Source organism: Chryseobacterium sp. HNCC26DJ239, from assembly GCF_057180445.1.
The window spans coordinates 484,113-505,056 of sequence record NZ_JBXUGJ010000004.1; the positions used below are offsets into that span (position 1 = coordinate 484,113).

Consider the following 20,944-nt stretch of genomic DNA (forward strand, 5'->3'; position numbering starts at 1 on the left):
AACTTAATTTAATCTAAGAAAATGACCCAATTTGTAAACATCAAGAAGTTGAATTGAGGGGTGTTCAGAAAGAAGATTCTCTTCAATTTTTTTTTCTACAAGAGAAAAGATTGCTAAAAAAGGTTTTGTTAAACGAAATTGTTTTATGAAAGAAGCAGTTTTATAAATTTTAGTTTTTTGAATATAGGACAGCGTATTTCTATCTTTGCTAAGCTGCAAAAGCGATTGCAGACTTATTTTAATTTTTTCTAAAAACACTTGGTTTGAAGTGTTATCGTAATGAAAAACAGGGTTTTGTATTGCTGTAAAACGAATTTTTTTATCTTCTAAAAGCTGAGAAAATAGATAATCTTCATACCCGTATTTGTTAAGATTTTCATTAAAATTAAAGGTTTCAAAAACACTTTTTTTAATAACAAAATTCACTGTTTTGAATACCGAAAAGTCTTCTGAACTCTCTTCCAAAAAGATTTCTCTTGCTACAGAATATCGATTTCTTAGCGTTTTAGAAAATTGAGGTAAAACTCTAAAACTTCCATAGATTACTTCTATATTTGGATTTTCTTGAATTGTTTTTAAGTACGTTTTCAAAAAATCATCGGCGATAATTTTCCCATCACAATCCAAAAACAAAAGATATTCTCCTTTTGCAAATTGTAGAAAAAGATTACGGATTTTAGACCTTCCAATATTTTTTTCAAGCTGAATAGGTTGGCTTGTAATGTTTTGAATTTCAGAATTTAAAGTCTTAAATTCGTTATTGGATGCGTCATCAATAATGATAATTTCTGCGGGTAAATTTTGCTCAGAAATCTGTTTGTGCAAACTGTAAACAAGTTCTCGAATATCAAAATTATAAACAGGGATACAAACAGAAAGTTTCATGAGATTAAATTTTTTCCACAATCTTCGTTACATGAAGCTCTTCCAAACAAGCCCAATCGCCACGGTAACATTCTTTATCACCAAAAACAGAACACGGTCTACAATTGAGATCAGAAACTTGTACAATGTCGTCTTCACTTTGTCCGTATCCTAAAAAGCCAGCGTAATGGTGCGTTGAGCCCCAAACCGAAATACAGCGAGTTCCCACCAAACTGGCAAGATGCATATTTGCAGAATCCATAGAAATCATCAATTCTAGCTCAGAAATTTTCTTTAATTCATCAGAAAGCGTAAGTTTTCCGGCGAGATTTTTCGTGTTGGGAATTTGGTTTTCCCAGGATTGTAGCGTTTGGGTTTCTTCTGCCCCACCTCCAAAAAAATAAACGACATGTTTTTTTGCTAAAATTTTAGCCAACTCAAAAGATTTTTCAAGCGGCATCATTTTCCCTTTGTGCTGCGCGAATGGCGCAAAACCGATCCCTGATTTTTCGTTAGTTTGAGGTCGAAGTTGATGAGAAAGTTCTAGCTTAAAACCCATTTCTCTGAAAACATCTGCATATCTTTCTGTGGTGCGTTTCAGCTGCTTTTTATTAAGATTCCAAACATCAGTAAGCATGTCTTTTTCTTCTTTTCCTTTGTTGATTTTGAAGACTTTCAGACCTTTGTTTTTGTAGATTTTATCAAGAACTTTTGTACGAATTACATCGTGAAGATTGGCAACCAAATCGGGTTTAAATTCTTCTAATAGTTCTTTGGCTAATTTTCTTAAACCAAAAAAACCTTTATATTCATCAAGGTTAATTCCTTTGAATGTAATGTTTTGAATATCAGTGAATAAACTCTCAAAGTTGCTTCTAGAAACCATTACGATTTCTACATCAGGATTTTGCTCAAGAAATTCCTTAAAGACAGGAACCGTCATGGCAACATCTCCAAAAGCGGAAAAACGATATGCTAAAATTCTGGTCACAATTATGATTTCAATTGATAAGCAACTGCGTAAAATTTGATTTGCTTGGTCATCGCCATCAAACCATTAGCTCTGGATGGCGAAAGAAATTCCTGAAGACCAATTTCAGAGATAAATTCAAAGTCTGAATCTAGGATTTCTTGGGTAGGATGACCGCTGTAAATACTTACCAAAAGAGAAACGATTCCTTTAGGTAAAATCCCGTCAGAATCGGCGTCAAAGAATAGTTTTCCTTCTTTAAATTCAGCATCAATCCAAACTTTGCTTTGGCATCCTTTAATTAGATTTTCGTCGGTTTTTTTATCGTCAGAAAGTCCTTTCAGTTCTTTTCCAAGGTCAATAATGTATTCGTATTTTTGCTCCCAATCATCGAGAAAAGCAAATTCAGCGATAATTTCCTGCTGTTTTTCTTTAATGGTCATCCTAAAAACTTAATTTCTGCAAAGATACTAAATTTAGAAACGTGTCTGTTTCGAGAATTATTGCGAAGCTCTACATAAAATTTCGAGCAATTTTACCTCTTCATTTTCCCAACAAAGTTTTTCGGCAGCTTTTTCAAGCTCTGATTGATAGGCTTGTCGCCCCTTTTCTAAAATTTTCTGAATTGCAGCCGCAATATTTTGAGGTTCATGATTTTTAATAATTTCGCCAATATTGTACTGTTCTTTAATGTTTTTCATTTCCGGAAGCGGAGATAAAACCAAAGGAACTCGCGCCTGAATGCAGTCTAAAACCTTATTCGGCAAAGAATAATAATAGCTTTTTCCTCCATTTTCTTCGATACTCATGCCGCAATCTGCCTTAGTTGTGATTTTTCTTAAATCATCCGGATGAATTTTCCCTAAAAACTGAACTTTTTCTTGCAAGTTTTCTCGAATAACCAATTCTTCATATTCTTGCTTTTTGGGCCCGTCTCCTGCAATTTTGAAGATAACATTTTCTAAATGATGCATCGCTAAAATCGCCTTATCGATTCCGCGAAAAGGGTTTATGGCACCTTGATACAAAAGGATTTTAGGATTGTTTTCTGGGATAGAAATTTGGGTGGGAATTTTTCTGGGAGCGTTTTGTACCACAACAGGATTTACGCCGTATTTGTTATGAAACCAATGTGCGTAGCCAGAGCTCGCTGTAATCATCAATTTGATATTTGGAACTAAAGATTTTTCCAAACGTCGCCATATTTTTTGCGAAGTTTTCCCTTGAATGGCGGGCATTTCGGAGAAAATTTCATGGCTATCAAAAATAAGAGGAATGTTTAATTTTTTTGAAAGTAAATAGTTCGGAAGAAGCGCATCCAAATCGTTGGCGTAAAGAATTGTATTTTCGGTAGCTTTCTTCTTTAAAATCTGATATAATTTCCAGTTGAATTCGAAATACGCTGTTTTTAAGCTTTTAGACAACAAAGAAATTCTGACAAACGGATAAGGTCTTGTCATTTTTTCGGCTCCGTTCCAGTCGTTGCCAATTAATTCGATGTCGTAGCCGTTTTCATGTAAAGTTCTGCAAATCTTTTCGATACGTTGGTCTGTGTACAGATTGCTGAAAGCGGAAATGAGAACTTTTTTCTGCATATTATTTCTTTTTTCCTGCAATTAAATGGTACACTTGTACAAAACAAAGAATTGCATTTGGGATAATTACTGGCCAAAGCATTCCGCTGAAAACACCATAGATTACAAAACAGATGCAACCAATAAGATTTACAATTCTAATTTTGCTGAGGTCTTTCAAAATAAAACTCAGCACAATAAAAAAAGAGGCAGCGTAGCCAACATAAGATGCTATTTCGGGAGTCATAATGTAATTTTAGGGCAACAAACTTAGTCATTTTCAATAAGATAAAAAAACAATTTTCTGCCATAAAGTCAGAGATTGTTTTTTGGTAAAATATTTGTAACTTAGATATTGAATTAAAAGCAATGTTGCTTTTATTCTAATGAGTTATATTATGGATTACAAGTTTTCACAGGGTTTGAGCCAAGTGTTCAAACAAAGCAAAAGCGAAGCGAGAAGGCTGAAAAGTGAATTTCTAAATACAGAGCATCTACTTTTAGGGATAATAAAAACAGAAAACTCTGCAAAAGAAATCCTTCAAAGCCTTAATGCGGATCTTACACAAATCAGAAGAAAAATTGAAACTCTGAATGCAGCAAGTCTTAATCCTATTTCTGAAGAAGTTACCAATATTTCGTTTACAAAAATGGCAGATCATGCAGTAAAGCGTGCTGAGCTAGAATGCAGACAATATAAAAGTAATGAAATAAATACTGTTCATCTACTTTTAGGTATTCTTTATAAATATGAAGATCCTTCTTCTAATATTTTAGGAGCTTATGATATAGACTATGAAGGTGTTTCTAAAGAATATCAAACGATGCTGAAAAATTCTGGGCAAGCGCCACAAATGAGTGCTTATGACGACGATGAGGAAAGAGAAGATTTCGAGCAAATGAGAAAGCCTACCGGAAATTTAGGTTCAGCGAAAAGCAAAACGCCAACGTTGGATAATTTTGGTAGAGATCTTACTTCATTGGCAAGAGACGGAAAGCTTGATCCTGTAATTGGGCGTGAAAAAGAAATTGAAAGAGTTTCTCAAATTCTCTCTCGTAGAAAGAAAAATAACCCACTTCTTATTGGTGAACCAGGAGTAGGTAAATCTGCGATTGCTGAAGGTTTGGCGTTAAGAATTCAACAGAAAAAAGTATCGCGTGTTCTTTATGGGAAACGTGTAATTACTTTAGATTTGGCGAGTTTGGTTGCCGGAACAAAATATCGTGGTCAGTTTGAGGAAAGAATGAAGGCGATAATGACCGAGTTGGAGAAAAACAGAGACGTTATCTTATTTATCGATGAGCTTCATACCATTGTTGGTGCAGGAAGTTCTACGGGAAGTTTGGATGCTTCAAATATGTTTAAGCCAGCTTTGGCGAGAGGAGAAATTCAATGCATTGGAGCTACAACTTTGGACGAATACAGACAGTACATCGAGAAAGATGGTGCTTTGGAAAGAAGATTCCAAAAAGTGATGGTAGAGCCAACTTCTATTGATGAGACGATTCAAATCTTAAATCAAATTAAAGATAAATACGAAGAGCATCACAACGTAATTTACACACCAGAAGCAATTGCAGCTTGTGTGAACCTTACTTCAAGATACATTACCGACAGATTTTTACCAGACAAAGCAATTGACGCGATGGATGAAGCAGGATCTCGTGTGTATATTAAAAATATGAAAGTTCCTACCGAAATTATCGATTTTGAAAAGAAAATTGAAGAGGTAAAAGAATTAAAGCAGAAAGCAGTAAAAGCCCAAGATTATCTTGAAGCTAGAAAACTGAAAGATGAAGAAGAAAGACTTCAAATGGAGCTTAATTCTGCGCAGGACAAGTGGGATAAAGATGTAAAAGAGAAAAAAGAAACCGTTTCTGAGGAAAATGTAGCTGAAGTAGTTTCTATGATGAGCGGCGTTCCTGTAACCAAAGTAGGTAAAAACGAACTTGATAAACTTGCCGGAATGGATATGAATCTAAACGGAAAAGTTATCGGTCAGGAAGACGCTGTGAAAAAAGTTGTGAAGGCAATTCAAAGAAACAGAGCTGGTCTGAAAGATCCGAACCGTCCAATTGGTACATTCATTTTCTTAGGAACAACTGGGGTTGGTAAAACTGAGTTGGCTAAAGTAATGGCAAGAGAACTTTTCGAATCTGATGAATCTTTAATCAGAATCGATATGAGTGAGTACATGGAGAAATTTGCGGTATCAAGATTGGTTGGTGCGCCTCCAGGATATGTTGGTTACGAAGAAGGAGGCCAATTGACAGAAGCGGTAAGAAGAAAACCTTATGCGGTAGTACTTTTGGATGAGATTGAAAAAGCGCATCCAGATGTTTTCAATATCTTGTTGCAGATTCTAGATGAAGGTCACGTTACAGACAGCTTAGGTAGAAAGATTGATTTTAGAAATACCATCATTATCCTTACTTCAAACATCGGTACAAGAGATCTTAAAGACTTTGGTGATGGTGTTGGTTTTGGAACTTCAGCGAAGAAAACGACTTCAGATTCAAGAGCAAGAAGCACGATTGAAAATGCACTTAAGAAAGCATTCTCACCAGAATTCCTGAACAGAATTGATGATATTGTAATCTTCAACGCACTTGAAAAAGAAGATATCAAGAAAATTATCGACCTTGAATTGAACAAACTGTACAGCAGACTAGATAAGTTAGGCTACAAAGTAGAACTTACTGAGGAGGCTAAAGATTTTATCTCAGAAAAAGGTTGGGATAAAGATTTTGGAGCAAGACCATTGAAGAGAGCTATCCAGAAGTATATTGAAGATTTATTAGCAGAAATGCTTGTGAATAAACAATTGTCTGAAGGCGAAACAGTGGTTTTAGATGTAAATGAAGCTAAAGACGGTTTGGAAGGGAAAGCTGCTAAAACTAAAAAATCAGCAGAAAAAACTTCTTAAAAAGTAATTATTGACTATAAAAAAAAGGCTACCTCAAATTTAAGGTAGCCTTTTTAGAAAAGTTTCGGCGAGCCAAAGGCTCGCCGAAACTTTTTTCCATTAATTATGATAGGACTTCATCCTATCTTTTACTAATTCGTCCCTTCGGGACTCCTTTCAAATTATTTTTTCAACCAGCTTTGGTTGTCTGTTTTCGCAGATCTTTTTACTCCGTTGTTGATGTTGTAAGCAAGGCCAACTCCCAATGTTTGTTTCAACTGAGTTTTTTGGATTTGGTTATGATCGTACATTACATCAAGAGTTACGTTGGTAGAAATGTATTTGTTGATTTTCATGTTTAAAACCGCTCCGTACATCAAAACCAGTCGTTCAGGATGGTCTAAGTAGTTTGAGAAAACAGAACCAGTATTTAGCAAAGTAATATTTTCCATCAACTTCATTTTATACTGCGCTGTCGCTAAAAAACCGAACTGGAACAACATAGAATCTCCATCATTTTTTAGACCATACGTTCCTGCTGTTTGAAGGTCTTTGTCTAAAACAAAAGTCATTCTTGCGTTGGTAGGTCTTATAGTCATGGTAAAATTATCATTGGGTCTGTATGTAACACCCGCACCGATATTCACGTAACCAGGAGCCATGAAATTTGAAATTTTTGTTGCTGCAGGGTTGTTTCCATCTTCGTAACCAGGTGCAAATTGAGAAATTAAACTGGCTCCCGCAGAAAAATACCAGCTTTTCGCAAATTCTTTTCCGAAATTGGTAGAAAGATTGATGACATCCTGAGTTTTTCTAGTGCCAATACCTTGTGTGTTGTTTTGTCCGTATCCAAGAACGATAAGGTTTTCCCAAAGGTATTTACCTTTTTCGTAGGTTAAGTTATAATTTGCTCCAGCAAGCCAACCCACGTTGTTGGCTCCTCCACCAACCCAGTTTGAAAAAGCAGCTTGGTTCAGCATTAAAGTATTTTGCCCTTGAATAGACCATGCTTTTGTTGTGTCTACAACAGGTTGATTTTCTGGTGTTTCTTGTGCCGAAACAACGCCCCCAATAAATAGGGAAAGGGGAAATAAAAATTTCTTCATAATCAATTTGTTAAACGTTTTATGGCACAAAAATATAAATAAAATTTTTGTGGTATCATTTTGCTGATATTTTACTTATTTAAAAGTGATAAAACGTTTAACAAATTGAAGAACCAATACTGGCGTTTTAAGAAAATTTTGTGTTGGTAAAATGGGTAATTTTTATTTTTTTAACCACATTTGGTTGTCTTTTTTGCTCGATCTTTTTACGCCGTTGTCCAGATTGTACGCAAAACCCACTCCTAAAGTCTGCTTCAACTGGGTTTTTTGGATTTGATTGTGATCGTATAAAAGATCTAAAGTTATATTAGAAGAAATATGCTTATTAATTTTCATTTTCAATAACATATTATATGCTAAAACCAAGTGATCGGGATTTTCTAAATAGTTAGAAAAGACAGAGCCAGTGTTTACCATTTCTATATTCTCCATCAATTTAATTTTATACACTGCATTTCCGTAGAAACCGAACTGTATCAACATACTGTCTCCATCATTTTTTAAACCATAAGTACCGGCAACCTGTAAGTCTTTATCTAAAACAAAGGTGAATCTTGCATTGGCGGGGCGCATAATTACCGTAAGGTTATCATTTGGTCTGTAGGTAACTCCGACCCCTGCATTTACATAAGCGGGAGCCATGAAGTCTGAAATTTTTGCGGCTTCAGGATTGTTTCCATCTTCGTATCCTGTTGTGAATTGCGACTGAAAGCTTGCGCCAACCGAAGCATACCAACTTTTAGAAAACTGTCTTCCGTAATTAGTAGAAACATTTATGAAATCTTGGGTTTTTCGAGTACCTATTCCTTGAGTGGTGTTTTGGCCATAATTAAGGATGAAGATGTTTTCCCAAATATCCTTTCCTCTTTCGTAGGTGAGGTTTTCATTTACACTGGCGAGCCAGCCAATATTATTGGCTCCACCTCCCACCCAATTAGAGAAGGCGGCTTGGTTCAGCATAAGAGCGTTTTGACCGGAGATAGACCAATATCTTGGTTTTTTGATAGTATCTACAGCTGTAGAATCAGAAATAATAACTTGTGCATTGAATTGAATGCTGAAATATAATAGAAACAGCAAATACAATTTTTTCATTTTCATACCTGGAAATTTCTTTTTTTAAACAAAAATAATAATATAAATTTTTTGAGGCCACGCGAAAGGGATTGTTTTTCTTAAATCTTAACAAGCTACAGTCTTGTCTAGAATTGTACATAGAATCAAACTTTATGTCTGAATAATAACTGAAACAATAAAAATAAAGTCAAAATTTCCGAAATTTATTCTTGGCTTTCGTTTTGAGTGTTAGATGTGTATGTTTAAAAATGTAATATCAAAAAACGCGTGGCTTTATCCTTTGTTGATGCTTGCTGCGATGTGGTTTGGCTTTCTTCTTCAGAAGCAAGGTTTTTTCGACAGTTGCTTCGGAGCCATCATTCCTTTATTGCCAGAAGGTCTTTTGGGGATTGTCACATCGCCTTTGCTTCATGGGAGTTTAGATCATATTGTAAGTAACTCTATTCCGATCGTTTTTTTGATGTTTCTTCTTTACCAGTTTTATCCCAATGTTGCACATAAAGTTTTTATTTTGGGGTGGTTGGGAACAGGTTTTTTGGTTTGGGTGTTACCTCCGGTAGATATCCTTACAGGCGATTATCTTTATACCTGTACCATTGGAGCGAGTGGAGTGGTTTATGTTTTGGCATTCTTCCTTTTCTTTAGCGGGGTTTTTCGTTGGAATATGAAACTTCTCACCATTTCTTTACTTGTTGTATTATACTACGGAAGTTTGGTTTGGGGCATGTTTCCAGAGGAATTGTTTAATGATTTACAAGAGCCCAGTAAAATTTCTTGGCAGGCGCATCTTGCAGGTGCAATCGTAGGGAGCGTTTTAGCTTATACTTTCAAAAAATCGGGAGAAAAAAAGAAAAAATTTATTTGGGAATTTCCTAATTATTATAGTGAGAAAGACGATAAACTGTGGCAGGAATACAAAGAAAAGTATCCTGAAGATTTTTCTGAATTACCTTATAAAAAGGAAGACGATATTTGGGATCGCTTAGAAGAATTAAGAAAAAGTAAATCTTAATTTGTTATATTTGAGTAAAATACACAAATGTACACAGAAGAGCATCTTTACTCCATTGCGCTGCGACAATGTGCTAATATTGGAGATCTCAACTTTCAGAAGCTGGTCGCAGTTTTAGGCGATGCAAAATCTGTTTGGCAAAGGCCAAAAAAAGAAATTTCTAAAATTCCCGGGGTTGGCCAGAAAATAGTTTCAGAAATAGGAAGTGTAGATCATTTGCGTTTTGCAGAGAAAGAGCTTCTGTTTTGCGAAAAAAATCAAATCAAAATCCGACTAAAACATAACGGAGATTTGCCTTTTTTACTTGCTCAGTGTGATGATGCACCAGCAATTCTGTATCAGAAAGGACAGTTTGATGAGGCTTTAAAAAAAATAAGCCTTGTAGGAACAAGAAATATAACAGACTATGGCAAGAATTTTATAGAGTCTTTCTTTTTAGAGGCAAAATCAAAATTTATATCGGTAAGTGGTCTTGCTCTTGGTGTAGATAAAGAGGTTCACGAAAACTCACTTAAAAATCATATTCCAACCATTGGGGTTTTGGCTCATGGTTTCCATACTTTCTACCCTGCAAAAAATAAAAAGCTTTCAGAAAAAATTTTAGAAGAAAACGGTGCGCTCCTTAGCGAATTTAATTCTTCAAGAAAACCCGACCGTGAAAACTTCATACAGCGAAATAGAGTAGTGGCAGGTTTGTCTGAAGCTACAATTGTTGTAGAAACAGCATTTGGAGGTGGCTCTATAAGCACCGCCAATTTTGCGAATGGATATAATAGAGATGTCTACGCATTACCGGGAAGAATTACAGATAAATGCAGCCAGGGTTGCAATCATCTCATATATCAGAATAAAGCGACGGCTATCTCTACAATTTCCGATCTGTTGGAGTTGCTCAATTTTTCTGCGAAAGAAGCGATGGAAGAGTTGTTTCCTAGAAGTGAGGTGCAGGTACAACTTACTGATGATCAGGAATTGATCTACAAAACCATTTTTCAAAATCCTCATATATGTTTAGATGATTTGGCGGAGGTAATTTCAGTTTCTTCTCACAAAATATTACCTATAATTCTAGAACTTGAGTTGTTGGGCAAAGTGAAATCGTTTTCTGGGAGAAAATTTTTAGCCATTTTATAATTAATGATTTCTTAATATTTCATTATTTTATATATAACATTTAATTTTTAGCAAAAATTAGTGAATAATTATTGATTTAATAATATTGGTCGCTATTTTTATTAAATTTTCAGCAAATATTAAATAACCTATTGCAAATATTGAAAAAAAAATTAAATTTGTTGACATAATTTTCAACCCTAATATATGGAACAATATAATGTTGACCAGAAAATTCAAGAATTTATTGCCAAGATAGAGGCAAAAAATCCTAATGAACCGGAATTCTTACAGGCTGTAAAAGAAGTCGCTGTAACCGTAATTCCATTTATCCTTACCAGAAAAGAATATACAGGAATGAAACTGCTAGAAAGAATGGCAGAAGCTGAAAGAATTATTATTTTCAGAGTTCCTTGGGTTGACGATAAAGGTGAAATTCAAGTAAACAGAGGTTTCAGAATTCAAATGAACTCTGCAATTGGCCCTTACAAAGGAGGTATTCGTTTTCACCCTACAGTAAACCTTTCTGTGCTTAAATTCTTAGCTTTTGAGCAGGTATTCAAAAACTCTTTAACAACTCTTCCTATGGGTGGAGGAAAAGGAGGTGCAGATTTTGATCCTCAAGGTAAATCTGATATGGAAATTATGCGTTTTTGCCAAGCGTTTATGACGGAACTTTGCAAACACGTAGGTCCTGAAACAGACGTTCCTGCAGGAGATATCGGTGTAGGAGCGAGAGAAATCGGGTATTTATTCGGTCAGTACAAAAAAATCAGAAACGAGTTTACAGGTGTACTTACAGGTAAAGGTCTTGCATACGGTGGTTCATTAATCCGTCCTGAAGCTACAGGATACGGTGTAGTGTATTTCGCTGAGCAAATGCTGAAAACTATCGGACAAACTTTTAAAGATAAAATTGTAACGGTTTCTGGTTTCGGAAACGTAGCTTGGGGAGTTATTAAAAAAGTAAACGAGCTTGGCGGTAAAGTGGTTACACTTTCTGGTCCAGACGGATATGTTTATGATAAAGACGGAATTGATGGAGAAAAAATCGATTTCCTTCTAGAATTAAGAGCTTCAGGAAACAACAGAGCAGAAGATTATGTTAAACAATATCCATCTGCAGTATTCCACGCAGGAAAAAGACCTTGGGAAGTGAAGTGCGACGTTGCAATTCCTTCGGCTACTCAGAACGAACTTGATTTTGAAGATGCTAAAATCCTTGTTGAAAACGGATGTGTTTGTGTTACAGAAGCAGCAAACATGCCTTCAACTTTAGAAGCAATCAATTATTTCCTTGAAAATAAAGTGTTATTCTCTCCAGGAAAAGCGTCAAATGCAGGTGGTGTAGCAACTTCAGGTCTTGAAATGACTCAAAACTCAATCAGACTAAACTGGACTTCAGAAGAGGTTGATGCAAGATTGAAAGAAATCATGATCGGTATCCACAAAGCTTGTAGAGATTACGGTAAAGAGGAAGACGGATATGTAAACTACGTAAAAGGGGCAAACATCGCCGGCTTCGTAAAAGTAGCAGAAGCAATGTTGGCTCAAGGTGTAGTCTAAAAATAATAAAAGTCGGGAGGTTTTCCCGACTTTTTTCATACAGCCTGTTCCCGGGGTTAATTGGGAAAAAAGTAATAGTGAAAGTGAAAGCATTGATTTTTTTAGTCAATGCTTTTTTTTATTTTTAGCCAATGAAAAACACATTCTCCAATTTTGATGAATACTTCCTGCTTTTTCCTGAAGAAGTACAGATGAAACTTGATATTTTACGAGAATTCGTACATCGCCAAAGCTCAGAATTTGAGGAGTATATAGGATATCAAATGCCTGCTTTTAAATATAAAACTAAACCTTTAGTTTATTTTGCGGCGTATAAAAATTATATTGGGTTTTATCCAATGGCAAAAGCAATCCAATGCTTTGAAAATCATTTTATTGAAAGAAATTATAAATATTCAAAAGGAGCCGTTCAATTTCCTTTAAAAGAAGATTTACCTCTGGATTTAATCGCCGAAATGGTGAAGTTTAGAATGAAAGAGATTGATGAGGTTGAATGAAAAAGGTTTCGGCGCCGAAGGCGCCGAAACCTTTTTCAACTTCAAATCATTAGAGTAAAGAAGAGTATTTTTTAACTTTTTAAACGTGTATTCATTCTCTCCACAAACTCATATGCAGCCGGACAAATCACTGTGTTTTTAATCATCAAATTGTTGATTTGATAGATTTTTTTGCGGTCTGTATGCGGATATTCTCTACACGCTTTCGGGCGCACATCGTAAATGGAGCAAGTGTTGTCTTCGTTCAGAAAAAAGCAAGGAAGATGCTGTAACACCTTGTCGTTGTCTTCATCTACACGAAGAAATTTAGCTTCAAAATCGGCTTGTTTCATACGCAAGTGTTTAGAAATACGTTCAATATCTTTTTCGGTATAAAGAGGTCCGGTTGTTTTGCAGCAATTGGCGCATTTTAGGCAATCGATTTTTTCAAAAACTTCGTCGTGCATTTCCTGAACAATATAATCGAGGTTTTTGGGCGGCTTCTTTTTTAGTCCGTCCAAAAATTTTTTGTGTTCTTTTTGCTTTAGAATAGCCTGTTTTCTATAAAAATCTAAATCCATTTTACATTGTTTATGCTTTCGCAGGAAGCTCTGCTTCTACGTAATCATTTATTTTTTCTAAATCTAAAACCGTTGTATCGCCATCTTCATCAGGATAATACATCGGAGCGAATTTTGCGCCGTAAATAACTTCATCTGAAAGATAAGAAGACCGCTGTACCACGGTGTTCGAAAATACTTCATCAAAAGCTCTAATGTGTACAATAATTTCTAAATCTGTATGCTTAAAATCATCATCAGAAAAGCCAAAGAAAGGAGAGTTTTCGTCTATTTTATGAACAACTGTCCAGTTTAAAGCTAAGCTGTTAATCTTCGCAAGTTGAGTTTCCAGTCTGTAAAAATTACTTTTGGTTTCACCGTTTTCGGTGATTTCAATTCCGACCGCCAAAACAACTTCTGCATCTGTTAAAGCATTGTTTTTATAGGGAGCCAATCTAAACATTAATGCAGTACTGTCTTCAAAAGGAGCAATTACCGCAATGTCTGAAAACCTTAAATACGCTCTCGGTCTGGAGAATCTTCCGTAAAATAAACCTGTTGCAATTGCAAAAGTAAGCAGCCCTAGAAAGGCTTCAAAAGTGGCAATAAGACTTGCCAAAAAGCCAACAGGTGCAATTCTTCCGTATCCAACGGTGGTAAAAGTTTGGGAACTGAAGAAAAATACATCAATAAATTCATTCAAAGGGTCGCTTTGGTCGATTCCGGTGAGGTGTTCTACGCCGATAATGTAATATATTAAGGCAAAAAATATGTTGATGAGAACATACATTATCACCAAATACGAAATGAATCTGAAAGAAGACAAATTCAGCATCGTATGATACCAACTGAGTTTGCTCAAGAAGTTTACTCCCTGAATTTTTACATTCGGAAGCCCGTCTTTATTGATAAACCTTCCGGAAGCGCTTGATCCAAAACCGCTGTTTTCCGTTTTCTTTTGATTGATTTTCTTTTTAAATCCTCTAGCCATGGTTGTTTGTCATTTGTGCACGATTCTCGTGATAAGAATCTACAAAGATAAAATATTGTTTTTATGAATTTTATCAATTGGAACTTGTGGTTTCTGATTTAGAATTAAACTAAATTTGAGTTCGAAATTTTATCAACATGAAAGATTTAGCAACAAGAGAAGATATTGAGTTACAAGTAAATTCTTTTTATAACAAAGTTGTAAAAGACGATGTAATTGGTTTTTTCTTTAAAGACGTGGTAAAAGTAGATTTCGAACAGCATTTACCTAAAATGTATTCTTTCTGGGAAAGCATTCTTTTCGGTCAAATGACGTACAAAGGAAATCCGATGGGGGCGCATTTTCCTATCAACGAGATAGAAGCGATGGAGCAGAAGCATTTCGACAGATGGCTGCAACTCTGGAAAGAAACATTACTTGAGAATTTCTCAGGCGAAAATACCGATATGGCCATCACAAAATCTGAAAATATCGCCAAATTGATGGCTTTCAAAATGGATTTAGCAAGAAGGTTGTAAAAATTTTTGCCTTTACGGAACAATAACTGTAAAAATATACGCAGCTAAATTGACCAACAAAACAGTGCCATAAAGCACATTGGTTTTACCCCTGCTTAAAGAAAGCATCACGATGAAAACAGATAAAGTAAGAAGGATAATGTCTTTTTTGTCTAGACCTAAAGCCAAAGGAATATCGTATAAAATACAAACAATGGCAACTGCAGGAATACTTAAACCAATACTTGCCAAAGCAGAGCCTAAAGCCAAGTTTAAACTCGATTGTATTTGATTGTTTTTTGCCGCTCGAATGGCTGCTAAACCTTCCGGTAAAAGAATGACCGCAGCAATAATTACTCCAACCAAAGATTTGGGCGCGCCTAAACTTTGCACCATATCTTCTATTGTTTTTGAAAGTCCTTTTGCCATTAAAACCACAATAATTAAGCAGATTACAAGAAAGAAAAAACTTAAAATGGCTTGCATTTTTGTGGGAATATAATGGTGGTTTTCACCTTCTTTTTGGTTCGGAACTATGAAGTAATTTCTGTGTCTTACCGTTTGTACCATTAGAAATACACCATAAATCACAAGACAAGCAAGCGAAACAAAAATCAATTGGGCATTATTGTAATAAGGTCCGTTGACGCTCGATGTAAAATTAGGAAGCACCAAAGTAATTACCAAAATAGAAACAATGCAAACCAAATAGGTTGTTGCAGAAGTTCTCACAAAATATTGCTCAAAATGTTTTACACCGCCTACTAAAATGCAGATGCCAATAATTCCGTTGAGGATAATCATAACTGCAGAAAAAACGGTGTCTCTAGCAAGAGTACTGGCTTGTTGGCCTCCTGCAACCATCAAAGAAATGATAAGTGCAACTTCGATAATGGTGATGCAAAGTGCCAAAATAATAGTTCCGTACGGTTCGCCCACTTTATGCGCAACAACTTCCGCATGATGAACAGCAGAAAGTACAGTTCCAGTTAATAAAATCCCTGCAAAGACATCATATACAACGCCATTTCCCATGAGATTCAAGGAGTAGTAAATCACGGCTAGAACAGGGAAAATGTAGGTGTAGTGTAAAAAGTCTTTAAGTTTCATAAGTGTTTCTAAAATACAAAAAATCTATGGAAAATTAAATTGTAAAAGAAAACATTAATCAAATTTTAATGTGGCCAAAAATAAAAGTCTTGGAAATCTGTAAACATGTGAAAAAGCAATCCGATGGCTACAATTCTGATGTTTCCTTTAAAAAAAAGCATCAAAAAATAAACCGCAATCGCAGGATAAGAATGTAAAATATGAAAGCCAATACTCATTCTTCCTGAGTCAAAAACTGGGTTTGCCAAAAGATGGTCTGCATCTACCAACATCGTAGCGAGTAAAATAAAGTACGTTTTCTTCCAATTTTTTCTGTAAAAAACCAAGGCAATAAACACTGGAAAAATCAGGTGTAGAGAATAATGGGTAACCGTTTTCAGGAGCGCAAGGTTTTCAGAATTCATGGGAGATTTTAACGTAAAATAAGTGGGAGATTTCCTTTTTTAAACTGCAATTTTAGTACAAAATCATTGCCTTTATTCAAGTAAAAAAGATAATCGATGTCGTTACATTTTCTTCTTTCAGTTTCAGATAAAGACGTAATGGAAGATAAAAGAAGCGCGTCGTTTTTTAGTATAAAATAATTATCGGGAATGTTTTTTAAAATTTGAGGATGATTTTTTGTTTGAATCCATAAACCATTCTTCTCTTTTTGAATTTGATTTGGCAAAAATGGAACCGCTGTAAATTGGTTTTTAGCATCAATTTTACGTTGATTTTTCAAGTTCGCCCAAACTTTATTCGGATTTGAAGTCTTTAGTTGAATAGAATATTGTGGCTGTATAATTTTTTGAATGCTTACTTTTTCTACTTCATTAAAATTTTCATCATAATCGAAGCTGATAATGGTATCTGAAACCTGTTTTAAATCTGAAACGATTTCCACAGAATTGATGTTTTCATCCAGAAATACATCGTTTTTAAAAAGGGTAGAAAATAGTTTTAAATTCTTTTGGTTGAGGTTGGATTCCAGAAAATGTTTGGGTTGTAAAGTAGAGGGAATTTTACTTTTAAAATCATTAGAATTGCTTATTTCAATGAAATCTTCTCCCAAATTGATGCCGTATTTTTGAATTTTTTTATCTTTTAAAATCGCCAAAACGCCAAAATCTTCGGTCATAAATTCATCGGCGTTTTTAATATTTTTAGGAGGTGACGAAAATGTTTTTTCAAGAGTGTTAAAAGCTGTTTCCGAATTTCCGGCGATAAGAATTTTGTCTACGATTTTTAAGGAAATACTTCCTTTTTGGTAAACATTTTCATTTTTTAACTGAAATTTTTCTGCCTTTAAAAATTCCTGCAATTTTTCTTTGTTTTTAATTGGTAAAATCGTGTACCAAGAATTTGTTTTCTCGTTCGGAAGGTGGAAAAACGCAATAAAATCCGGAATTTTTATTCCTGCATTCAACCATTTTTTTTGGCCTTTCTCTTGGTTTTCTTTAAACCAGGTTGAAGGATGCAAAATTGCTTCTGAAAGGTAGTTTCTTGCCAGTTTTTTTACATCGATTACCACAACGGCGTCTGCGTTGTCGGGAATGTATTTTAGGTCTTTGTTTTTGTGAAACAATCCAAAATACAACGCCAACAACGCAGCAACCAATATCAAGAAAAAGAGCTTTCTTTTTTTCATTTATAGGGTGTGGTTTTTCTTTTCAGATTCTGTAATCTTGTAGATTTCATCGGCTAAATTGAAGAAATACATCAAGCTGTTTTCGGCAGCATTTTTTATGTTGTAATCTATTTCAGTCTGTATGCTGTTGTTTTTTATTTCGCTTTTGTAGATAAATTCTCCAGCGTTTTTCTTCATCAGATTCAATAGTTTTATTTCAGAGCTTTCGGTAAGTTCGTGGTCTAAAGCAACCAAAAGTTTTTGCAAATCAAATCTTCCGGAAACTGCGTATTTCGCTGCATCTTTCGTCCATTTTTTAGAAGATTCAGACTGCGTTTTTGGAGTGATGTTTTCTTTAGAAGTCGTTATATATACGATTCCGTCTTTAATAGTAAAGTAAAGTTGTTCAATTGCACCTTCACTTTTTTCTTCTTTAAATTTGTAGAAATTGCCTTCTTTCGTCATCACTTTCGCCGTTTCTTTATTCGAAATCAGCATGTCGAAAATTCTGTTCCAATATTTTTCATTTTCTGTTGCAAACGCAAAAGTGAATTCCGGAACGGTAACATCTTTGGTTTTCTTTACTTCTTTTTCGTTGTAATCGTCGTCGTATTCAAAATCTGTGTACTCTACTTTTTTAGATTTAAGTTCGTTTAAAACAAAAATTCCGTTTCCTGGAGCGATTTTTGAGATTGCTTCTTCGTCTAAAACAATTTTCACTGTTTCTAAAATCAGCTGAATTTCTTTTTGATAAGCGCCGTCTCCTGAGTTTTCAAAAAGACTGTAAATAAGGTCGAAATATTTGTATCCGTTGAGGTTTAATGAATAATAACCAATACTTTTATCGTTGATTAAAGCGGTAAGGTTTTTATTCTTTTTTCCGTCGTAAACTGCTGCAAATCGATTATTAATGTCTTCGTTTTTATGTTGATAATTGCTAATCAACCTTACTTTATCGTCATCAAAGTAAAGATTATAGGTGGTGTTCGAATTGTAAAGCTTTCCTAAAATTTTATCAACATCAAAATCTCTGTACAAACTTCTGTAGGCATCGTTCCCAAAGATTTTTCCGTAATTACTGTAGATAAACATATCTGAATTTGCATCTCTAAAGCTTAATAAATCCTTAGAAACCTCTAGTTCAAGAGAAGAATCGAAGTAAAGGTCGAAGTCTGCTTCAGCTAGTTTTTTAGCAATTTTAAAGTTTTCTATGTTAATAGAATCCATCTCTTTTTGGTAAAGAGAATCGGCTTTTGCTTCGGCTTTGAAGTCGTAATCGTCTTCCATTTCTTCATCGTCATCTTCGCTCTGGTCTTTGTTGGGCGGAGTCGGAAGAGGCATTTCTTCATCGCTTTTTTCTTTGTAAGTAGAGTCGCTTACTTTCTTGGCTTCTTCAGGATATTTGTGGTTTTTCTCTAAATATTTGATGTCTTTTTTGAACTTCGCAATTTCTGCGTTGCTGTCTTTAATGTTTTCTTGAAGATATTTGATTTCGTCTTTCAGGTTCTGAATTTCTTCTTTGTAATCAAATGGTTTTTCAACCTCAATTTCTGCAATGGCTGCGCTGTCTATGGCAACGGCAACACTGTCTACTGCGACCGTCGTGCTGTCTGCAAAAACCATATCATCATATTTGTATGGCTTTTCGTAGGTCATCATTTTTAGAACCGCTTTTCTGTCGTTCCAGGCAACAAAAACATTATCGTTGAGGTCTACAAATTCGTATTTTGCTTTTTTTGTGATTTCTTGTCCGGTTTTCTTTATCGTATTGATGAATTCTTTGAATTTTGACTGATTATCAATCGTGAAATACGATGTATAGGCGTAAACAGAATCATTTTTTGATGCGTAATGATACTGTGTTTCATCATATTTTATTCCGGTTTTTGAGAAATCGTTCCAAGAAGGTTTTTTATTGTCTTCGTCTTTGCTGATTTCTTTAAAAAACGGATTCAGCTTTTCCCAATTCATTTTTTTATTGAGCTGTTTTCCGTTGATTTCCATGTACAAAAGAGCGTCTTTCGGAAGCTTCATATTTTGCTGTGCACTCAGAAACGCAAAGGAAAATATGAGGAAGCCAATTTTTTGAGCTTTTATGATAAAGTTTTTCATTTTGTAATTAGTTTATTGAAGTTGTATATTGTTTTGAAGTGGTTTTTTCTCAAGAATAAAATCTAAAATATTACCATCAACTTTTACCGCTTTTTTGTTTGGTGAAAGCTGGTAAATAGCGTTGCTTTGAGATTTTATAGTGTTTTCAAACTGTAAAACCGAAGTGTATTTTGCGGTTGCAAAAACCTCTTTATCGGCGGCGCTAAGTTTTTGATAATCGTCTTTAAAGGTATTCACTTTATTTCTCGTAAAAGTTTTTTTTGCCAAATTTGAAGTGTAAATATTTGTCGGAATCATCTTTCCGATAATATTTTTGGCTTTTAATTGTTCTAAACCGGCATTTACGTTTTCAATTTTTTTGAAACTGCAACTTAGTTTAATGATGTAATTATCAAAATCCATCGAGGTTTTCACGTTTGAAATTCCTGGTGTAGTTTTGAAAATTTGTGCGGCTTGGTTTATTTTTGATTCAATTTCTGGTCTTTTCGGAACTTTTTTTCCGTTCACGGTTTCCATTTTAGAAAGGGATGCGATTCTTGTTTTGCTTTTGCTTGCATTCAAAATTAAGGTATAATCGCCGCTTCCGTCTGCTTTTATATTTACTTTGTCTAAAATATCAAAACAGCTCGTTAAGAGAAAAATTGGAATGATGAAAAGTATGTTTTTAAATTTCATTTTCGTATTAAATGTTTCCTTTTAAATAATCTTGTCTCAGGTTTTCATCAAGCTTTTCAATGGCGTATCGAAGGCTTGTTCGAGGCATTTCTGTATAATGTTCATTCAGGAAATCGAGAAGTTCTTTTTCGTTTTTATTTCCCATTTCTCGCAAAAGCCAACCGTTTGCTTTGTGCATTAAATCGTGGCTGTGTTGAAGGTTTTTCAAAACCAATTTTTTGGTGAGTTCAAAACTACCTTTTTTCACGTAATGCATCGTCCCAACTACGGCAATTCTTTTGTGCCACATGTTTTCAGACTCTGCAAGTTTCATTAATATTTCAGCTTTATCGTTTTCAAAAGCATATCTTCCTAAGATTTTGTAGCAACTAGAATCTACTATATCCCAATTGTTGATGCCTTCTAAATTGTTTAAATAAAACTGAACAATCTCTTCTTTCTGGTTTTTATCTTTTGTTTTTTCAAATTTCGAAACCAACATAAAAACGGCAGTCAGTCTGTGTTCATGATAGTTTGATTGCAGAAGTTCTGCAATTTCCGGTAATGAAATTTTAGCATAAAATTCTTTGGCAACCGCTCTTTGGTCTGGAACTTTTACTCCGAGAAACAAATCTCCTTCGCCGTATTCTCCTTTTCCTGTTTTAAAAAATTTAGGAAAAAACACCGCTTTTTCTGGAATCGCGAGTTCTGAAAGTGCCTGTTTTATATCTTCAATCATGGTTTGTG

At 34.8% G+C, this 20,944-nt stretch carries 21 protein-coding genes; 6 read left to right on the forward strand and 15 right to left on the reverse strand.

Translation table 11 applies throughout. The features are described from left to right. Nucleotides 1-3: 3 nt before the first annotated feature. The 5 genes from AC2A1D_RS11405 to AC2A1D_RS11425 are packed head-to-tail and all read right to left on the reverse strand — an operon-like array spanning nt 4 to nt 3,655. Nucleotides 4-885: a glycosyltransferase family 2 protein gene (locus tag AC2A1D_RS11405; protein WP_484043765.1), complete on the reverse strand. Its 882-nt coding sequence runs from the start codon at nt 883-885 to the stop codon at nt 4-6. Nucleotides 886-889: 4 nt separating this feature from the next. After that, complete coding sequence (locus AC2A1D_RS11410) at nt 890-1,855, reverse strand: glycosyltransferase family 9 protein (RefSeq protein WP_484043766.1); 966 nt, start codon at nt 1,853-1,855, stop codon at nt 890-892. A gap of 2 nt (nt 1,856-1,857) precedes the next feature. Continuing rightward, nucleotides 1,858-2,277: a SufE family protein gene (locus AC2A1D_RS11415; RefSeq protein WP_484043767.1), complete on the reverse strand. Its 420-nt coding sequence runs from the start codon at nt 2,275-2,277 to the stop codon at nt 1,858-1,860. A 57-nt stretch (nt 2,278-2,334) separates the two neighbouring features. Further along, complete coding sequence (locus tag AC2A1D_RS11420) at nt 2,335-3,429, reverse strand: glycosyltransferase (protein WP_484043768.1); 1,095 nt, start codon at nt 3,427-3,429, stop codon at nt 2,335-2,337. Nucleotide 3,430: 1 nt separating this feature from the next. Then, nucleotides 3,431-3,655 carry a uroporphyrinogen decarboxylase gene (locus AC2A1D_RS11425; protein ID WP_484043769.1) on the reverse strand — a complete coding sequence of 75 codons (225 nt, stop codon included), beginning with the start codon at nt 3,653-3,655 and terminating at the stop codon, nt 3,431-3,433. A 151-nt stretch (nt 3,656-3,806) separates the two neighbouring features. Between AC2A1D_RS11425 and AC2A1D_RS11430 the strand changes: the two genes are divergently transcribed. Beyond that, nucleotides 3,807-6,335 carry an ATP-dependent Clp protease ATP-binding subunit gene (locus AC2A1D_RS11430; RefSeq protein WP_484043770.1) on the forward strand — a complete coding sequence of 843 codons (2,529 nt, stop codon included), beginning with the start codon at nt 3,807-3,809 and terminating at the stop codon, nt 6,333-6,335. Between the two features lie 161 nt (nt 6,336-6,496). On the opposite strand, the gene AC2A1D_RS11435 is transcribed toward AC2A1D_RS11430, so the two are convergent. Both AC2A1D_RS11435 and AC2A1D_RS11440 read right to left on the reverse strand, forming a co-directional pair. Beyond that, nucleotides 6,497-7,420: a DUF3078 domain-containing protein gene (locus AC2A1D_RS11435; protein ID WP_484043771.1), complete on the reverse strand. Its 924-nt coding sequence runs from the start codon at nt 7,418-7,420 to the stop codon at nt 6,497-6,499. 162 nt (nt 7,421-7,582) lie between these two features. Beyond that, on the reverse strand, nt 7,583-8,515 hold the full coding sequence (locus AC2A1D_RS11440) for a DUF3078 domain-containing protein (protein ID WP_484043812.1): 933 nt from the start codon (nt 8,513-8,515) through the stop codon (nt 7,583-7,585). Between the two features lie 220 nt (nt 8,516-8,735). Between AC2A1D_RS11440 and AC2A1D_RS11445 the strand changes: the two genes are divergently transcribed. The 4 genes from AC2A1D_RS11445 to AC2A1D_RS11460 all read left to right on the forward strand — a co-directional run bounded on the left by AC2A1D_RS11445 (nt 8,736) and on the right by AC2A1D_RS11460 (nt 12,685). Beyond that, complete coding sequence (locus AC2A1D_RS11445; protein WP_484043772.1) at nt 8,736-9,509, forward strand: rhomboid family intramembrane serine protease; 774 nt, start codon at nt 8,736-8,738, stop codon at nt 9,507-9,509. Between the two features lie 27 nt (nt 9,510-9,536). Continuing rightward, a complete protein-coding gene (gene dprA / locus AC2A1D_RS11450; protein WP_484043773.1) occupies nt 9,537-10,643 on the forward strand; it encodes a DNA-processing protein DprA in 1,107 nt (368 codons plus the stop codon). Nucleotides 10,644-10,829: 186 nt separating this feature from the next. Further along, entirely contained in the window at nt 10,830-12,188 is a 1,359-nt protein-coding gene (gene gdhA, locus AC2A1D_RS11455; protein ID WP_484043774.1) for an NADP-specific glutamate dehydrogenase, read from the forward strand. Between the two features lie 131 nt (nt 12,189-12,319). Next, nucleotides 12,320-12,685 carry an iron chaperone gene (locus AC2A1D_RS11460; RefSeq protein WP_484043775.1) on the forward strand — a complete coding sequence of 122 codons (366 nt, stop codon included), beginning with the start codon at nt 12,320-12,322 and terminating at the stop codon, nt 12,683-12,685. A gap of 71 nt (nt 12,686-12,756) precedes the next feature. On the opposite strand, the gene AC2A1D_RS11465 is transcribed toward AC2A1D_RS11460, so the two are convergent. Together AC2A1D_RS11465 and AC2A1D_RS11470 are read right to left on the reverse strand one after the other, a co-directional pair. Next, complete coding sequence (locus AC2A1D_RS11465) at nt 12,757-13,245, reverse strand: YkgJ family cysteine cluster protein (protein ID WP_484043776.1); 489 nt, start codon at nt 13,243-13,245, stop codon at nt 12,757-12,759. A gap of 10 nt (nt 13,246-13,255) precedes the next feature. Then, nucleotides 13,256-14,215 carry an ion channel gene (locus AC2A1D_RS11470; protein WP_484043777.1) on the reverse strand — a complete coding sequence of 320 codons (960 nt, stop codon included), beginning with the start codon at nt 14,213-14,215 and terminating at the stop codon, nt 13,256-13,258. Nucleotides 14,216-14,352: 137 nt separating this feature from the next. Between AC2A1D_RS11470 and AC2A1D_RS11475 the strand changes: the two genes are divergently transcribed. Next, nucleotides 14,353-14,733 (forward strand): group III truncated hemoglobin, encoded by a 381-nt coding sequence (locus tag AC2A1D_RS11475; protein WP_484043778.1) that lies wholly within the window; start codon nt 14,353-14,355, stop codon nt 14,731-14,733. A gap of 12 nt (nt 14,734-14,745) precedes the next feature. On the opposite strand, the gene AC2A1D_RS11480 is transcribed toward AC2A1D_RS11475, so the two are convergent. From AC2A1D_RS11480 to AC2A1D_RS11505, 6 genes are all read right to left on the reverse strand, one after another. Continuing rightward, entirely contained in the window at nt 14,746-15,822 is a 1,077-nt protein-coding gene (locus AC2A1D_RS11480) for a calcium:cation antiporter (protein ID WP_484043779.1), read from the reverse strand. Nucleotides 15,823-15,887: 65 nt separating this feature from the next. Beyond that, a complete protein-coding gene (locus tag AC2A1D_RS11485; protein WP_484043780.1) occupies nt 15,888-16,226 on the reverse strand; it encodes a DUF6122 family protein in 339 nt (112 codons plus the stop codon). 8 nt (nt 16,227-16,234) lie between these two features. After that, nucleotides 16,235-17,452 carry a hypothetical protein gene (locus AC2A1D_RS11490; protein WP_484043781.1) on the reverse strand — a complete coding sequence of 406 codons (1,218 nt, stop codon included), beginning with the start codon at nt 17,450-17,452 and terminating at the stop codon, nt 16,235-16,237. Next, entirely contained in the window at nt 17,453-19,543 is a 2,091-nt protein-coding gene (locus tag AC2A1D_RS11495; protein WP_484043782.1) for a hypothetical protein, read from the reverse strand. It lies immediately after the preceding gene. Nucleotides 19,544-19,555: 12 nt separating this feature from the next. Next, nucleotides 19,556-20,218: a hypothetical protein gene (locus AC2A1D_RS11500; RefSeq protein ID WP_484043783.1), complete on the reverse strand. Its 663-nt coding sequence runs from the start codon at nt 20,216-20,218 to the stop codon at nt 19,556-19,558. Between the two features lie 7 nt (nt 20,219-20,225). After that, nucleotides 20,226-20,936, reverse strand: coding sequence for a DNA alkylation repair protein (locus AC2A1D_RS11505; RefSeq protein ID WP_484043784.1), 711 nt, complete (start codon nt 20,934-20,936; stop codon nt 20,226-20,228). Nucleotides 20,937-20,944 lie beyond the last annotated feature (8 nt).

Excerpts from the sequence above, each read along its gene's own strand:
- AC2A1D_RS11420 (WP_484043768.1), bottom strand. The coding sequence starts at position 3,429 with ATGCAGAAAAAAGTTCTCATTTCCGCTTTCAGCAATCTGTACACAGAC.
- AC2A1D_RS11405 (WP_484043765.1), bottom strand. The coding sequence starts at position 885 with ATGAAACTTTCTGTTTGTATCCCTGTTTATAATTTTGATATTCGAGAA.
- AC2A1D_RS11470 (WP_484043777.1), bottom strand. The coding sequence starts at position 14,215 with ATGGCTAGAGGATTTAAAAAGAAAATCAATCAAAAGAAAACGGAAAAC.
- AC2A1D_RS11425 (WP_484043769.1), bottom strand. The coding sequence starts at position 3,655 with ATGACTCCCGAAATAGCATCTTATGTTGGCTACGCTGCCTCTTTTTTT.
- AC2A1D_RS11435 (WP_484043771.1), bottom strand. The coding sequence starts at position 7,420 with ATGAAGAAATTTTTATTTCCCCTTTCCCTATTTATTGGGGGCGTTGTT.
- AC2A1D_RS11415 (WP_484043767.1), bottom strand. The coding sequence starts at position 2,277 with ATGACCATTAAAGAAAAACAGCAGGAAATTATCGCTGAATTTGCTTTT.
- AC2A1D_RS11475 (WP_484043778.1), top strand. The coding sequence starts at position 14,353 with ATGAAAGATTTAGCAACAAGAGAAGATATTGAGTTACAAGTAAATTCT.
- AC2A1D_RS11430 (WP_484043770.1), top strand. The coding sequence starts at position 3,807 with ATGGATTACAAGTTTTCACAGGGTTTGAGCCAAGTGTTCAAACAAAGC.
- AC2A1D_RS11500 (WP_484043783.1), bottom strand. The coding sequence starts at position 20,218 with ATGAAATTTAAAAACATACTTTTCATCATTCCAATTTTTCTCTTAACG.
- dprA (WP_484043773.1), top strand. The coding sequence starts at position 9,537 with ATGTACACAGAAGAGCATCTTTACTCCATTGCGCTGCGACAATGTGCT.
- AC2A1D_RS11440 (WP_484043812.1), bottom strand. The coding sequence starts at position 8,515 with ATGAAAAAATTGTATTTGCTGTTTCTATTATATTTCAGCATTCAATTC.
- AC2A1D_RS11445 (WP_484043772.1), top strand. The coding sequence starts at position 8,736 with ATGTTTAAAAATGTAATATCAAAAAACGCGTGGCTTTATCCTTTGTTG.
- gdhA (WP_484043774.1), top strand. The coding sequence starts at position 10,830 with ATGGAACAATATAATGTTGACCAGAAAATTCAAGAATTTATTGCCAAG.
- AC2A1D_RS11495 (WP_484043782.1), bottom strand. The coding sequence starts at position 19,543 with ATGAAAAACTTTATCATAAAAGCTCAAAAAATTGGCTTCCTCATATTT.
- AC2A1D_RS11465 (WP_484043776.1), bottom strand. The coding sequence starts at position 13,245 with ATGGATTTAGATTTTTATAGAAAACAGGCTATTCTAAAGCAAAAAGAA.
- AC2A1D_RS11505 (WP_484043784.1), bottom strand. The coding sequence starts at position 20,936 with ATGATTGAAGATATAAAACAGGCACTTTCAGAACTCGCGATTCCAGAA.
- AC2A1D_RS11485 (WP_484043780.1), bottom strand. The coding sequence starts at position 16,226 with ATGAATTCTGAAAACCTTGCGCTCCTGAAAACGGTTACCCATTATTCT.
- AC2A1D_RS11490 (WP_484043781.1), bottom strand. The coding sequence starts at position 17,452 with ATGAAAAAAAGAAAGCTCTTTTTCTTGATATTGGTTGCTGCGTTGTTG.
- AC2A1D_RS11460 (WP_484043775.1), top strand. The coding sequence starts at position 12,320 with ATGAAAAACACATTCTCCAATTTTGATGAATACTTCCTGCTTTTTCCT.
- AC2A1D_RS11480 (WP_484043779.1), bottom strand. The coding sequence starts at position 15,822 with ATGAAACTTAAAGACTTTTTACACTACACCTACATTTTCCCTGTTCTA.